This is a genomic window from Haladaptatus sp. AB618, assembly GCF_024136965.1.
Lineage (GTDB): Archaea > Halobacteriota > Halobacteria > Halobacteriales > Haladaptataceae > Haladaptatus.
Genome location: NZ_JAMYJX010000009.1, coordinates 86,102 through 101,011, shown reverse-complemented (window position 1 = coordinate 101,011; position 14,910 = coordinate 86,102). Strand labels below are relative to the sequence as shown.

The 14,910-nt window shown below is 61.9% G+C and carries 15 protein-coding genes; 2 read left to right on the top strand and 13 right to left on the bottom strand.

Annotation, left to right across the window (positions count from 1 at the left end):
• Nucleotides 1-19: 19 nt before the first annotated feature.
• From NKF26_RS21025 to dps, 11 genes are all read right to left on the bottom strand, one after another.
• Nucleotides 20-1,000 carry an isocitrate/isopropylmalate dehydrogenase family protein gene (locus NKF26_RS21025; RefSeq protein WP_253228622.1) on the bottom strand — a complete coding sequence of 327 codons (981 nt, stop codon included), beginning with the start codon at nt 998-1,000 and terminating at the stop codon, nt 20-22.
• Nucleotides 997-1,596, bottom strand: coding sequence for a 3-isopropylmalate dehydratase small subunit (gene leuD, locus NKF26_RS21020; protein WP_253228623.1), 600 nt, complete (start codon nt 1,594-1,596; stop codon nt 997-999). The genes NKF26_RS21025 and leuD overlap by 4 nt, the downstream gene beginning before the upstream one ends.
• The gene (gene leuC / locus NKF26_RS21015) at nt 1,593-3,014 is read right to left on the bottom strand and encodes a 3-isopropylmalate dehydratase large subunit (RefSeq protein ID WP_253228624.1); all 1,422 of its coding nucleotides are present in this window, start codon (nt 3,012-3,014) and stop codon (nt 1,593-1,595) included. The genes leuD and leuC overlap by 4 nt, the downstream gene beginning before the upstream one ends.
• Entirely contained in the window at nt 3,011-3,256 is a 246-nt protein-coding gene (locus NKF26_RS21010; RefSeq protein ID WP_253228625.1) for a hypothetical protein, read from the bottom strand. The genes leuC and NKF26_RS21010 overlap by 4 nt, the downstream gene beginning before the upstream one ends.
• The gene (ilvC, locus tag NKF26_RS21005; protein ID WP_253228626.1) at nt 3,249-4,310 is read right to left on the bottom strand and encodes a ketol-acid reductoisomerase; all 1,062 of its coding nucleotides are present in this window, start codon (nt 4,308-4,310) and stop codon (nt 3,249-3,251) included. The genes NKF26_RS21010 and ilvC overlap by 8 nt, the downstream gene beginning before the upstream one ends.
• A gap of 11 nt (nt 4,311-4,321) precedes the next feature.
• Entirely contained in the window at nt 4,322-5,029 is a 708-nt protein-coding gene (gene ilvN / locus NKF26_RS21000) for an acetolactate synthase small subunit (RefSeq protein WP_253228627.1), read from the bottom strand.
• Nucleotides 5,026-6,852 carry a biosynthetic-type acetolactate synthase large subunit gene (gene ilvB / locus NKF26_RS20995; RefSeq protein ID WP_253228628.1) on the bottom strand — a complete coding sequence of 609 codons (1,827 nt, stop codon included), beginning with the start codon at nt 6,850-6,852 and terminating at the stop codon, nt 5,026-5,028. Before ilvB ends, ilvN begins: the two co-directional genes overlap by 4 nt.
• A 376-nt stretch (nt 6,853-7,228) precedes the next feature.
• Nucleotides 7,229-8,455: a 2-isopropylmalate synthase gene (locus tag NKF26_RS20990; RefSeq protein ID WP_253234845.1), complete on the bottom strand. Its 1,227-nt coding sequence runs from the start codon at nt 8,453-8,455 to the stop codon at nt 7,229-7,231.
• 312 nt (nt 8,456-8,767) lie between these two features.
• Entirely contained in the window at nt 8,768-9,385 is a 618-nt protein-coding gene (locus NKF26_RS20985) for a heme-binding protein (protein WP_253228629.1), read from the bottom strand.
• 97 nt (nt 9,386-9,482) lie between these two features.
• The gene (locus NKF26_RS20980; RefSeq protein WP_342766346.1) at nt 9,483-9,845 is read right to left on the bottom strand and encodes a 2Fe-2S iron-sulfur cluster binding domain-containing protein; all 363 of its coding nucleotides are present in this window, start codon (nt 9,843-9,845) and stop codon (nt 9,483-9,485) included.
• Nucleotides 9,846-9,908: 63 nt separating this feature from the next.
• Nucleotides 9,909-10,535, bottom strand: a complete 627-nt coding sequence (dps, locus tag NKF26_RS20975; protein ID WP_253234843.1) for a DNA protection during starvation protein — start codon at nt 10,533-10,535, stop codon at nt 9,909-9,911.
• A gap of 444 nt (nt 10,536-10,979) precedes the next feature.
• Between dps and NKF26_RS24230 the strand changes: the two genes are divergently transcribed.
• The gene (locus NKF26_RS24230) at nt 10,980-11,114 is read left to right on the top strand and encodes a hypothetical protein (RefSeq protein WP_256487781.1); all 135 of its coding nucleotides are present in this window, start codon (nt 10,980-10,982) and stop codon (nt 11,112-11,114) included.
• A 9-nt stretch (nt 11,115-11,123) separates the two neighbouring features.
• On the opposite strand, the gene NKF26_RS20970 is transcribed toward NKF26_RS24230, so the two are convergent.
• A complete protein-coding gene (locus NKF26_RS20970) occupies nt 11,124-13,193 on the bottom strand; it encodes a hypothetical protein (protein WP_253228631.1) in 2,070 nt (689 codons plus the stop codon).
• 93 nt (nt 13,194-13,286) lie between these two features.
• Nucleotides 13,287-14,180 carry a HalOD1 output domain-containing protein gene (locus NKF26_RS20965; RefSeq protein ID WP_253228632.1) on the bottom strand — a complete coding sequence of 298 codons (894 nt, stop codon included), beginning with the start codon at nt 14,178-14,180 and terminating at the stop codon, nt 13,287-13,289.
• Nucleotides 14,181-14,482: 302 nt separating this feature from the next.
• Here NKF26_RS20965 and NKF26_RS20960 point away from each other — a divergent pair, with 302 nt between their 5' ends.
• Entirely contained in the window at nt 14,483-14,860 is a 378-nt protein-coding gene (locus NKF26_RS20960) for a hypothetical protein (RefSeq protein WP_253228633.1), read from the top strand.
• Nucleotides 14,861-14,910 lie beyond the last annotated feature (50 nt).

Sequence of the window (14,910 nt, the reverse complement as noted above, 5' to 3'; positions counted from 1 at the left end):
CGAACGAACAGTAGAGAAGCTACATCCGAGACAGCACTGCCTCGGTGACGTCCGCGGTGGTCCCGTCGCCGCCGAGGTCGGGCGTTCGCGGCCCGTCCGACAGCACGGATTCGACCGCCTCACGAACCGCCGCGCCCTCCTCGTCGTACCCCAGATGCTCCAGCAGCATCGCGGCCGAGAGGATGGTTGCCGACGGGTTCGCCACGCCCTCGCCCGCGATGTCCGGCGCGGTGCCGTGGACGGGTTCGAACAGCGCGTTGTCCGGCCCGATGTTGGCCGAGGGGAGCAGTCCCAATCCGCCGACTAATCCGGCGGCGAGGTCCGACAGCACGTCGCCCGCGAGGTTCGGGCAGACGATGACGCCGAACTCGTCGGGGTGCAAACAGAGGTGAGTCGCCAGCGCGTCCATCAGCATCTCGTCGTGTGAAACGCCCTCGCCGTCCGCCACGCGGTCCACCGTGTCGCGGAACAGGCCGTCGGTCTCGCGCATCACGTTCGCCTTGTGGGCGATGGTGAACTCCTCGTCGTCGCGTCCCTCGACGTACTCGCAGGCGAATTCGGCGAGTCGCTCGGACGCGGATTCGGTGACGACGCGGGTCAGTGTCGTCACGTCGTCGCTCAGGTTCGACTCGTGGCCCGCGTAGACGCCCTCCGTGTTCTCGCGGAGGAAGACGAGGTCGGTCTCGGGTCGGAGCGCTTCCGTTCCCGGATACGCCCTCGCGGGGCGCACGTTGACGAACGAGTCCACGACGCCGCGAAGCGGCAAGATGACCTCCGCCGCCGTCTCGCCCGCCGCGCCGAACAGCGTCGCGTCGGATTCCGACACGAGACTTCGGGTTTCCTCCGGCAACGCTTCGCCGGTTTCCGCCTTCACGGCGTCGCCCGCGTCGCCTTCCACGAACTCGAACTCCGGTCCGACGGCTTCGAGGACTCGCCGTGCCGCTGGTACTACTTCCTGTCCGATTCCGTCACCGGGGATGACAGCGATTTGTTCGCTCATTGTTCGACGTAAGGGAGGCTCTCGGCCGTTTTCTCGATTTCCGCTTCGTTCGACTTCATCAGCGCCGTCGTGTCCCAGACGCCCTCCACGAGCGCCTGTCGCTGGGCGTCGTCAACGTTCGCCTCGACGGTTCGGCCGTCGTAGCGTACGGTTTCCTCCGCCACGTCGACCTCGATTTCGGCGTCTGGGTTCTCCTCGACGAAGTCCTGCAACGCCTCCACGGTCTCGGCGTCAGCCGTGACGGTCGGGATGCCCAGCGCGAGGCAGTTCCCGGCGAAAATCTCGGCGAAGCTCTCGCCGACGATGGCGTCGATTCCCCAGCGAGCGAGCGCCTGCGGCGCGTGCTCGCGCGAGGAACCACAGCCGAAGTTACCGTTGACGACCAGTATCGACGCGCCCTCGTGATCGTCCTCGTTGAACGGGTGCGGTTGCGGGTTGTCGTCGGAATCGAACCGCTGGTCGAAGAACGCGAACTGTCCCAGGCCGTCGAAGGTGACGACCTTCATGAACCGCGCCGGGATGATCTGGTCGGTGTCGATGTCGTTGCCGCGCACCGCGATGCCGGTTCCGGATTCGTAGGTGATCTCTTCGGTCATGCGCTCACCACCTCCGACAGTTCGCGTACGTCGGTCACTTCGCCGCGAATCGCGGCGGCCGCGACCATCTCGGGACTCATCAACACCGTCCGGCCGTCCGGACTGCCCTGTCGTCCAACGAAGTTACGATTCGAGGAGGACGCGCTGGCCTCGTCGCCGTCGAGTTGGTCGTCGTTCATACCCAGACACATCGAACACCCGGCCTGACGCCAGTCGAAACCGGCCTCGCGGAAGATTTCGTCCAACCCTTCCGCCTCGGCGGCGGCCTTCACACGCTGGCTGCCGGGGACGACCATCGCCCGTACGTCGTCGTGGACTTCGCGTCCCTCGACGACTTGCGCCGCGCGGCGCAGGTCGGGCAGTCTGGCGTTGGTACAGGATCCGACGAACGCCACGTCGATGTCGTAGCCCGCCATCGTATCGCCGGGTTCGACGCGCATGTGTTCCTGTGACTGTCGCGCCGTCTCCCGCTTCTCCTCGGGCAGGTCTTCTGGTGCGGGAATCGGTTCCGTGATGCCGACGCCCTGTCCGGGCGTCGTACCCCACGTCACCATCGGTTCGAGTTCGTCGCCGTCGATGACGACCACGTCGTCGTACTCGGCATCCTCGTCGGAGCGCACGGACTCCCAGTAGGATTTGAGTTCCTCGAATTTTTCAGGATTATCCGCGAATGCGTCCGTTTCCCGCAGGTACTCGTAGGTGGTCTCGTCGGGGTTGACGTAGCCCGCGCGAGCGCCGCCCTCAATGGACATGTTGCAGATGCTCATCCGGCCTTCCATGTCCAGATTTTCGATTGCCTCGCCCGCGTACTCGTACACGTAGCCGACGCCGCCGTCGGTGCCGAGTTGGCGGATGATTTCGAGGACGATGTCCTTCGCCGAGACGCCGGGCCCGAGTTCGCCCGTGACCTCGATCTTTCGGACCTTCTGTTTCTCCATCGCGATGGTTCCGGTCGCCAGCACGTCACGAATCTGGCTCGTACCGATACCGAACGCCAGCGCGCCGAACGCGCCGTGCGTCGCGGTGTGGCTGTCGCCACAGACGATGGTCATGCCGGGCTGAGTCAGTCCCTGCTCCGGACCGATGACGTGAACGATTCCTTGGTCGCCCGATTTCGGGTGCGAGAACTCGATACCCGCTCCCTGCACGTTCTCCTCCAACTCCGACATCATCTCTTCCGCTGCCTCGTCGGCGTACGGACGCGACTGGTCGGCCGTCGGGACGATGTGGTCCACCGTCGCGTGGGTGTTCTCGGGATACGCGACCTCCATGTCGCGCTCCTCCAGCATGCCGAACGCCTGCGGACTCGTCACTTCGTGGACGAGATGCAGACCGACGAACAGTTGGGTCTGTCCGGTCGGCAGTTCCGTTACCGTGTGGCGATCCCACACCTCGTCGTAGAGCGTTCCCTCACTCATCGGTACTGTACCCGATATTCGTGGCCGCGCTCGAAAACGCCCACCGAGTCAGCGGCACCCGTCGGCGGCTCGTGCGATATTTCGGCCATCGTCTTCATCGTCGATTCCTCGTCGTCCCCGCCATCGGTGGCGACCTGTCCACGGCTGAACAGCTGTGTCATCGCGCCGCGGTCGGCGTGGGGATGGACGTGGTTCACGTCCGCCATCGTTTCCGTCCGTCCGTTCCGGTTTTCCTCAGTCATCTGCTGTCACTCGCTCTTGTTCTCCTTCCTCGGATTCTGATTCCTCGTCTTCCGTTTCCGACCACGAGAACAGTTGGCGGAGACGGTCCCCGACCTCCTCGATTTCGTGGTTCTTCTCGGCCTTCCGCTTCTGACGGTACGACGGCCGCCCGGCCTGATTCTCGACGATCCACTGGCGAGCGAACTCGCCGTCTTGTACCTGCTGGAGGACCGTCTCCATGTTCTCACGGGCGTGGTCGTCGACGACGACCTCACCGCGCGTCAGGCCACCGTATTCGGCGGTGTCGGAGACCGAATCCCACATCTCGCCGAGGCCGCCCTCGTACATCAGGTCCACGATGAGTTTCATCTCGTTCAGGCACTCGAAGTACGCCATCTCGGGCGAGTAGCCCGCATCGACGAGCGTCTCGTACCCGGCTTTGATGAGTTCCGTCACGCCGCCACAGAGGACGGCCTGTTCGCCGAACAGGTCGGTTTCCGTCTCCTCCTGGAACGAGGTCTCGACCACGCCTGCGCGGGTACAACCGATGGCTTTCCCGTAGGCGAGCGCCTCCTCCTTCGCCTCGCCGCTCGCATCCTGATAGATGGCGAGCAGTCCCGGCGTTCCCTCGTCGGCCTCGTAGTTCCGGCGGACGAGGTGGCCCGGCGATTTCGGGGCGATCATCGTCACGTCCACGTCCTCCGACGGTTCGATCTGGCCGTAGTGGATGTTGAACCCATGGGCGAACTGGAGCGTGTCGCCGGGTTCCAGTTCGGATTCGATGTCGGCGTACACGGCCGGTTGAACGGTGTCCGGCACGAGCACCGAGACGACCTGTGCTTCACTGGCCGCCTCTTTCGGCGTCGCAACGCGCAGGCCGTCGGCTTCCGCGGCCTTGCGCGAGGACGAACCCTCTCGCAGGCCGACCACCACGTCCACCCCGCTGTCAGCGAGGTTCTGTGCGTGGGCGTGGCCCTGACTGCCGTACCCGAGTACGGCCACCGTCTTGTCGTTCAGATAGCTGTCGTCCGCGTCTTCGTCGTAGTAGATCGTTGCGTCGTATTGGTTCGTCATTGTCGTATTCCTCAGTTGTCTGCTTCGTCGTTCGTCGCGCTATGCGGGTCCTCGGGTGGTTGGGTCGAATGACCCGGTTCCTCGCCCGGCGTCGTCGGCGTGTCGCCGCGCGCCAAGGCGGTCTGGCCGGTCCGTGCGATCTCGATGATGCCGAACTGGCGGAAGGCGTCCACCGCGTCGTCGATCTTCTGCTGGTCGCCGGTGATCTGAACCGTGATGGTTCGCGGCCCGGCGTCCAGCGTCTGGCCCTCGTACATCTGCGTGATGGCGTGGACCTCGTCCGGCTTGTTGCCCCGAACTTTCAACAGCACCAGTTCGGCGCGCACGGCGGGGTCATCGACCTCGCCCACCTGAATGACCGGCTTGAGTTTCGCCAACTGTTTTTCGACTTGGTCGATACCGGATTCGGTCTCCTCGACCACGAGCGTGATACGGGCGTGGCCGTCCACGGTCGTCTTCCCGACCGTCAGACTCTCGATGTTGAACCGTCGCCGGGAGAACAACCCGGAGACGCGCGAGAGGACGCCCGGTTCGTGTTCGACCAGCGCGGAAACCACGGCGGTTCGCCGTTGCGGTTCGGCCTCCGCCTCCGGGTCGATGCGGATGCCCTGCTCGTTCCGGCGACCCTCGGGATGTGGTCGCTCGTCGGGAGCCGTGCCGGGCATGCCCGCGGATGAGGTTTGAGACGGGGCGTCGTCCGTCGATTCTTCGCCGCTCATAGTTGGTCCTCCGAGAGGGCGAACTTTCCGTTGGCACCGCCGCTCGGCACCATCGGATAGACGTTTTCTGCGGGATCCACGTGGAAATCGATGACCGACGGGCCGTCGTAGGCCAGCGCCTCCTCGATGGTGTCGGCCACTTCGTCGTAACAGTCCACGGCGAACCCCTTCGCGCCGAACGCCTCGGCCAGTTTGTCGAATTCGGGACACCAGTCGTAGTCGGCGGCCATCCGCCGACCCTCGAAGAAGGCGTCCTGCCACTGGCGGACCATCCCGATATACTCGTTGTTCAGGATGGCCACGGTGATGTCGAGGTTCTCGCGCACGGCCACGGAGAGTTCCTGCATCGTCATCTGGAAGGAACCGTCGCCGTCGATGCAGACGACCTGCTGGTCGTCGTCCGCTCCGAAACGTGCGCCGACTGCCGCAGGCAGTCCGTAGCCCATCGTTCCCAGTCCGTGACTGGACACCCACGTGCGCGGGCTTCGATACGTCCAGAACTGGGCGGCCCACATCTGGTGCTGGCCGACGCCGGTCGTGACGACGGCGTCGTCGTCGGTGGCCTCGTCCAGCGCCTCCACGACGAACTGCGGCTTCAGCGGTTCGTCCTCGGGCGTGTCGTAGGTCAGTGGGAACTCGTCCCGCCACGTTCGACACCGCTCGCGCCATGCCGTCCAGTCGTCTCGGTCTTCGTCCCCGTCCGTCGAGAACGCCGCATCGACCTGTTCGATGACGGTCCCCGCGTCGCCGATGAGCGGGTAATCCGCGTGGACGTTCTTCGAAATCTCGGCCGGGTCGATGTCGATGTGGACGACCTCTGCTTCCGGGGCGAACGTGTCGATACCACCGGTCAGTCGGTCGTCGAATCGGCAGCCGACGGCTATCAGCACGTCACAATGCGTGACGGCCATGTTGGCGTAGCCGGTTCCGTGCATGCCCGCCCACGAGAGACAGAGGTCGTGGTCTTCGGGCATCGAGCCGATGGCTGGCATCGTCGTCACCACGGGAATCCCGTGGTCGGTGGCGAAGTTTCGCGCTTCCTCGCAGGCGTTCCCTTTGACGACGCCGCCGCCGAACAGCAACAGCGGTTTTTCCGCGTTCTCGATGGCTTGCGCGGCGGCTTCGACGTTTGCCGCGTCGGCCTCCATCTGCGGCGAGCAGGTCGAAGGGATTTCGGTCTTCCCCGGTTCGTTCTCGGTCTCGCCCATCGTCGCGTCCTTCGGCAGGTCCACGAGCGTCGGGCCGGGTCTGCCGGTTTCGGCCAGCGCGAACGCCTCGCCGACCATGTCGCCGATGGCGTCCGACTCGTCCGCGAAGTAGTTGTGTTTCGTGATGGGGGCCGTCACGCCCGTGGTATCGGTCTCCTGGAACGCGTCGGAGCCGACCAGTTCGGACGGGACCTGTCCCGTCAGCGCGACCATCGCGTCCGAATCCATGTTCGCGTCCGCGATGCCGGTGACGAGGTTCGTCGCACCCGGTCCCGAGGTCGCCAGACAGACGCCCGGTTCGCCGGTGACGACGCCGTAAGCATCTGCGGCGTGGGCCGCACCCTGCTCGTGAGCCATCGTCACGTGATGGATGTCAGAGTCGTACAGCGCGTCGTAGACGGGCATGATGGCCCCGCCTTGCACGCCGAACATTGCCTCGACACCGGCCGATTCGAGCGTCGAGACGACCGCGTGAGCGCCAGTCACTCGCGCGGGCTCGGTCGATCCGTCATCGGCGGCCGAGTCGTCGGTTTTCGGGGCGGCCGAGTCCGTGACACCCGTTTCCGGGTCCTCGTCCCCCTCACGGGAGACGGGTTGTGCCGTGTGCTCGCTCACGCCTTCGTCACCTCTGTTCGCGTGTCGGCCGACGGCTGGTGGGCCGTCGGTCGATAGTCGTTCGTCGGTCGATACGTGCCGGTTTGCTGTCGTGTGCCTGTCATCGGTTTGGACCTATGCGTCGTGCTGTTGGGTTGCGATTCGTTCGAATTCGGGGTGAAGAATAGATGAGGGGTAGCTAGACCCCTACAATAATGAGCACGCGCTCCGCGGCCGCAACGCTCGACACCGCTGAACCGTGGGTCAAGCGTCCTCGTGGCATCTGTGTTATCACCGTTCGTGGTGATACCCAAATAATCCTTGCGTGACGGGCAATTCTTGCACCCGCGTGTCAGCGGCCGCTCTCCGTCCGTGTAAAAAACGCGAGGGGACATGGTTATGCCTTGACCTCCTCGTGAGAATCGACGCCCAGTTCGCGGGCGAACCGTTGTACGTCGCTCACCGTCACGCGGTTCTTCGCCGCGCCGCGGTCCTTGACCTTGCGGGTGATCTGCCGGACTTCGGCCTCCGTCGGGACGAACCCTGACTGCCGGAGGTGTTTTCGCACGGCGTGCGTTCCGGTGTGTTTGCCGAGGACGAACTCGCGTTCCGCCCCGACCATCTCCGGCTTCATCACGCCAGTCTCGAACGTGTCGCTGTTCTCGATGACGCCCGCCGCGTGAATCCCGCTCTCGTGAGCGAACGCGTTCGCGCCGACGACGGGTTTGTTGACCGGTGTCTCGACCTCGCTGTACTCCGCGATCATCTCTGACAGCTCGGTGATTCGTTGCGTGTCGATACCGGTATCGACACCGTAGACGCTCTCGACGGCCATGACGACCTCCTCGAAGGCCGCGTTTCCGGCGCGCTCGCCGATGCCGTTGACGCTGACCTGAACTTGGTCGGCACCGGCCTCGACGCCGGCAATCGCGTTCGCCGTCGCCATGCCGAAGTCGTCGTGCGTGTGCACGTCGATACGCGCATCGGTGTGCTCACTGACGTGGGCCACCAACTCCGCGAAGCGACTCGGCGTCCCGACGCCGCAGGTGTCAGGGATGTTTATCCACTCGGCACCCGCCTCGCTAACGGCCTCGACGATCTCGGCCATGTATTCGGGATCCGTTCGCGTGGCGTCCATCGGCGAGAACATCGGAATCGCGCCCGCCTCGGCGACGCGTTCGACCGAGCTGACGGCGCGTTCCAGCACGTCCTCGCGCGTAGTGTGCATCGAATCCTCTATCTGCACGTCGCTGGTCGAAGCGAAGACGTGCACCATCTCCGCGCCGGTGTCCAGCGCGGTTTCCACGTCGCCGTCGACGATTCGTGCCAAAGCACACGTCGTGGCGTCGGTGGACTCCGCGATGTCGCGGACGGCCGCGAACTCGGCGTCGCCGTTGGCCGGGAAGCCAGCCTCGATGACGTGGGTTCCCATCTCGTCCAGCATCGCCGCGATCTCACGCTTCTCGTCGGGCGAGAACGAGGTGCGTGGCGTCTGCTCCCCGTCGCGGAGCGTCGTGTCGAAAATTCTAACTGATTCAATCTCGTCGGTGTGGGCTAGTGTGCCCTCGAAGAACTCGACCCCCCCCTTTTGGGGGTCATGTCGTTGTGTGACATTGTACTCGATGTGAGAGCCATCCTCCTATTTATAAGTAACGCTAAGACAGGAGATGACAATAAATTTTAATTTGTGGTGCTCCAGCCCGGAGTGTGGAAACCGCACGACATCGTCGTGATGGTATGTGTATAAGGTAACTAAGGTACTCCGGACGATGCGGCAGTATTCATACTGCCGACACCGCCCTGATCACGCTCCAGTCCCCGATATTCCGACTATATTTGCCGTGAAAATCGTCGCGCGCACAGTGCGCCCTCGCCGAGGACGACACACATCGCCCACGTTAGCACAACTCGTATCAGCGAAAGTTGGACCCCAGTTTCACTCCAACTCAACGGCAATCTCGTTCCGGCGCATGAACGGCGGTGTCCACGGGTCGTCGTATCGCAACAGGAACGGTTCTCCGTTCGGCGTCAAGTCGTGTGCCGAAAGGGTGTCGAACAACCGCCGTCGGTTCTCCTCGACCCGATCCGCCGTCGCGTACCACGAAAACGGGCGTACCGCGAGGGTTCGCGCGCCGACGGCTTCGACCGAGACGTCCTCGTCGGTCGGTTTGGGTGCGCCTTCCGCCGTGTACTCGCCCGGCAGGAAGAATGACATCTCCATGCCCGCTTCCGATCGTTCGGACGCGACGGGTGCCGTCATTTCGATCGTCTCGGAGTCGGTGGACACCGGCGCGGTCATCTCGATCTCCTTCCCCAACCGGTTGTCCCCCTGAATGTAGCGGAACAACCGTTGGAACGCTTCGTTCTGGGTGTCGGCCGTCGTCCGCGCCACTACGGTGTCCGGATACCGTCGAATCTCCACCCCATCGACGTGTAGCGCGGTCGTGTACGGCACTTGATCCGTCTTCCGTCGAATGTACGCCCCCCATCCGACCCACGCGGCACCGAGCGCCACGGCGGTCCCGAGCGCGAGCGTTCTGCTGATTCGTGCCATCGAATGGCATACGCCGGGGACGGGCAAGTACCTACTCCCCAACTAGAACGAGACAGAAACGGCGACCGAATCTTTTCGAGAGGTCGGTCTCACATCGTCATCGTTTCGAGGTGCCGGGCGGCTTATCGTGTTCGGCCCGATGATCCAGCATCTCCTCGTACTGGCAGGCTTCCAGCGAGAGGTCCGAGCAGGGTTTCGCGGTGCACGGGAGGATCATGTCCTCCTCGCGGTCCACGTCGAAGTAGCGCTGGGAGTCGGACTGGTCCACATCGCCGGAGAGCAGTTCGGCCGCACAGGTGGTACACCACCCCTGTTGGCAGTCGGCGGGGAGCCAGATATCCTGATTTCGGGCGACGGCGAGGATGTACTCGTCCTCTGGAACGTCGATTTCGACCGTCTCGCCTGCCTGTTCGATGTCGCAATCGGCGGGGACTTCGATTTCGACGGTGTAGGAACTCACGGGCACAGTTACGGACGGGAGAAAATGTGGTTGTCGGCCGGAAATCGGTCGGGAGCCGAACGCTTACGCGGAGTCGTTGAACGAACGGTTCTTGGAGTAGGGCGCGTCGCCGGGCTGGTCGCGGACGAAGTGACCGGCGGGGTTGACCTCGCCGTCGCGCTCCATCGAGAGCAGTTCGATGAACCACGCCTCGTGGTCGATTTCCTCCTGCAGGATCCGGCTCGCCATGTCGTAGGTGCGCGGATCACAGTCCTGCGTCATATCACAGACTTCGGACCACGTTCGGATCGCACAGCGCTCCGCTTCGAGGAGGACTTCGAGGATGTTCTCCGCCGTCGGATCGTCCGGCAGTTCGGCGTGCGGGCAACTCGCGCGGTTCATGAAGTCGCCGATATCGACGGGGATGTGTCCACCAAGTTCGTACACGCGCGGCATCACGAGTTCGAAGTGCGAACGGTCTTCGAGTCGCGCGTCCTCGGTGATCTCCTTGTAATCCTCGTGGCCCGCGAGATGGGTTCGGAGATTGGTGTAATAGTAGTACGTGGAGAACTCCGCCCCGATGGCGTCGATGAGCGTCTCACGGATCTCCTCCGGATTTCCACCCCGCTCACGGATTACCTGCATTCCCACTCGATCGCTCGTGTCCCCCGGCGATACGCTTCCGGAGCCGTGCTTTTTACTATCTGACATAGTTTCTAACCCCCAAAAACCACAATTGGTTCCCATTTCCTTAAAATTTTCTTCGGAAATCTGGGCGAAGTTTTGAAGTACTCCTACTTTTTTGGGCGATATACGTTTTGGCGGGTCGTCGTGATTCGAGACGTTACCGACCAGTAGTGGAACGTGGAACGGCACGAGTCCCACGTTGAGCGGTCCCCTTATCCCGAAAGGGGGCGCGACAGCCAGACAACGTGCCGTAATCGGTGGTTACTCAAGGGGATAGCCAACATTAGGGGATACACAGCATTGAGAACGTCGCGTCGAAAGGGAAATCACCCCATTCGAAACGTCCGTGAGGGGCTACTTCCCGGCACGGTCTAGTTTCTCTTGGTATGGGTGGACATATTCCAATTTATTTCCTCTAGTTATCATTTAGAAAAAGCTATTCTTCCTGGGTGCCTGGGGCTATATACGATGTCCGAAAGCAATGACACGTTAACGACGTACCTGACTGAGAACCCGCGAATGATCGGCGTGCTGTTCACCATCTGCCTGCTGCTCACCCAGACGGGGAACGTGGCCGCCGCTGGCGGCGGAACCATCCGATAACGGGCGTTTTTACAGCGATTCGAGATTTAATTCTGTCGACCACGTGAGTTCATCGTCGATAACGACTGGAGACTGTTCGAGGCGGAGGAACTGGACCAGCGTCTCCTCGTCGACGTGGAACGTGTCTATGACCCCACCGCTCAAGAAATATTGCTCGATGTCGGTGATGAAGGGAGTAAACAGGGAACCCATTCCCGAATCGACGGTCGGATAAGTCATCAAACGCAGTTCGTATCCTCCCTCCGGGTCGACGTCGAGACGACAGAGGTACGGCGTCCCACTTTCGCTCTGAGCGATCTCGATGCTGCCGTCGCCGACGACGATGTACTGATTGCCGACCAGTTGCTGTTCCCGAACGACCACGAGAGCGGATCGAAGCGAGAAGCCCCGGTTGAGAAGGCGCGCGATGGTTCGACCGATGGGTATCGCGCTTTTGTTCGCGATTTCGCTGTAGGTGACGATGCCGCCGATGCTCCCGGAGTTGATGAGTTGGATTCCCGGTTCGTACGACCGACAGCCGTTCAACAGGAACGTATCGACCGCGACATCCTCGACCGATTCGATATCGAGTTCCCCGTCGGCACAGATGAAACGGCCCTCCTCGATGTGACCGATGTAGTGAAGGAAGTCGGTGGGGGTGGTAAGCACCGACTCCAGTTCGTCGGTCGAGAGGTTCCGATGAACGTCGATATCGAACGCGAGTTCGTCCCGTTTGCCGTAGAGGTCGTCCCCGGCGTCGAACTCCGGACTCATCTCCTGTTCGTTACAGACCACCGTGATGTCGATACCGTCCGTCGATGACGACCGCTCAAATTTGTTCTCGAAGGCGCGTTTGATCAGTTTGTTCGCACCGATAGGCATCCCGTGACCGAGCCACGCGTGTTCCAGTGCGTCCGTCGACGTCGGTGCGACGTACGGGTCGGACGTCGTTTGTTGTTGCCCTCTCTGTGTTTCCGTTCCTCGCAGGAAACTGTCGATCGGCTCCGGCGTCTTCGGTATCGACCGGCGATGGTTCTCGTCCGGCGTCGAGATGAGCGACAGGTTGTTCACCAGATACGGAATCGTCTCGACGTTGGCGATATCGTTCGTGACGGTCGTCGATAACAGCCACGTCGGCACGTGTTCTCGGATAACGTCGAACGGGATGTCGAGATAGGTCTCGACTTGTTCCGCGAGGTCGCGTTCGTACAACTCCTCGAACGACACGTCGAGGAACGGTTCGACCACCTGCCGCTCGTGAAGCGGTATCTGGTACAACCCTTCGGTTCGCGTCACACAGTCGAAGAACAACGATTGGACGAGCACTCGTTCGATTTCACCCTCGTACCCCCGTTCCGGGTGGTCGAGCGGATGAACGAAGCCCCGGTCCGTCACGAGCCTCGGTTCCTCGCCCGGAACGATGGTCGCTCCCAGATAATAGGCGAGCGAACTCGCCGAATAGATCATCGGCAGTTCCGGAGGGAGTTCTATCCGAACACCTGTCTCCGGCGGCGTCAGTTCGTCCGGAACGTGTAGTTCGTCCCCGAGTTCGATCTTCGGGGGATGTCCCCTGAGCGACGGCAACGACCGCTCACAACTCAACGTCTTCAGCGACGATCCGAACGTGGAGACGGCGGCCATCACGTCCGCCGGTTCCGCCGTCGTCGTAACGGTCCCCTCGGGGTGTTCGTGATACGACCGTGCCCCGATTCGGACCACCGTCTCCGTCCCGAAATCGAACTCCATCCGGTCGGCCGATGACGCGATGGTCAACTCACCGGCAACCCGCAGATAGATTCGAATCGGTGCGTTCAGTTCGACGAGATACTCGCCTTCGGGGAACTGTTCGTACGAAAACTCACCGGCTTCCGCCAGAACCGTGCCGTCCAACGAACGGACGTGCGTGATGACGATGTACGGGAGGACGAGTTTGTCCGTCCTGATTTCCGCCGCGTTGTCGACCGGGAAGTAGAACTGGTCGTCGTCCGCCGGAAGCGGACTGACGGAGGTCGGCGTCCGAATCGGGAACTGGCGTCGGTGAATGGGGTCGACGATGGTCAACCCCGTTTGCTCGACACTCTGTCGAAATATCGGTTTCATTTCACTTTGAGGGCTCGGTTTCGGGCTGTAGCGCTACGACGATACCGTCGACGGTGGGGGTGCGAACTCCGTCGGCACCCCGGCCGAAAAACGTCAGAGCGGGAACCACGTCGTCGTGTGGCTCGTCTCGTGCAGATGCCATCGCTGCTTCGGTCCGTCCGGGTCGAGCTTCAGTTCGATCGTTACGTCGAACAGCGGCTCTACGGCTTGAACGGAATCCGAATCGAACGCACCCGGGAAGATGTACTGACCGATTCCGGACAGTTCCTCGACGGTTTCCGTGATCTTCCGCAAGGAACGTTCCACAGCAACCGACCCTTCCTCGTTCGAAAGCAACTGTAGCGAATCCAAACAGAACCGTAGCTCCCCGGGCTCGAATCCCCGATTCCCGTACTGGAGTTCCAATAATTCGTCCTGTATCGCGGTTTGGAAGTCGTCGAGTGACCCCTCCACGGACGAGGCGGACGGTCGGTCCGGATACGCGTTCGATTGTGCTTGTGTCGCCGAGCGCACTGCCACTTCGTGGGTCAGGATGTGCGCTTGAGCGGGGTCTGCGTTGGCACGTGAAAGACGCTTCCGAGCCACGTCCACATCCCGCCCGAACAGCGCGAACAGGTGGGTCCTGTCGTTGGACGGCGCGCCCAGGAACTGCACGCTCAACTCCTCGAACAGATCCGCCGGAACGTCGCCGGTGAGCAGTAGGTTCCCACCGGTCCGTTTCAACCGACCGAGTTCGGATTCGATTTCGACCGTCCCGTCGCTGCTGGCGGTGATGTAGTGACCTGCGAACATGAACGTCAGCTTTCCGCTCGCGCGGGCCGTTCCGTCGGCGAGCGGTTGGAACAACTCCTCCAACGCGTCGGGGTCGATACACCCGTACAGCGGCTCCGGAATTTCGGTGGAACTCACCCCCGAACACTCAACCATTCGCTGAACGATAAACGAACCGAGCGCTTCCTCACTTCCCCAATCGTAGTGGAACCTCATCGGCTCCTCTACACCACACATGAACGGCGATGTAGCACTCTCCTCCATTGAACCCATAGCTCTGTAATCGTACTACCCCGACAGTCAAAAGCGCTTTTGGTGTTTCAAATCGAGATTCGATACCGTATGAGTTCTCTATCCGATATGAAAACCGGTCCCAATTACTACCGTTTTGGATCGGCGTTTACCGTCACCCCGCCACGCCATATTCGAATTCTATTCTAAAAAACCAATATTATTTGTTTAGCAAATAAATCCTCGTGTATCGGGTGATTCATACTTCCGAGCGTACTAAAACGGGTATGGGTAACACGTCGAACGACGGGCAGGGGACCCTCATGGAGTTACTACAATTTTTGGATACGGTGGGTCCAGACGTGCTCCTCTCCACACCGGACGCGGTGTACGAGTTGCTCAAAAACGAACAACGGCGCCACCTCGTACTGTTCCTTTCCGAGCAGGAAACCGCGACCCCGATTTCACTGCTCGCGACGAACGTCGCGAGTCGTTCCCAGGGAATACCCATGACGGACGTAACACAATCCGAGCAGGAATGGGTACGGATTCGCCTGGAACAGGAACACCTGCCGCGACTCGCCGACTACGGTATTCTCTCCTGGACGTACGGGGAGGATATGGTCGACCCGATTCCGTCCGTGTTGCCCTCGGACGAAGAGTGACGGCCGACGGTTCCCACTCAAACCGTTCCACAAATCGGGCTGTTACTCGT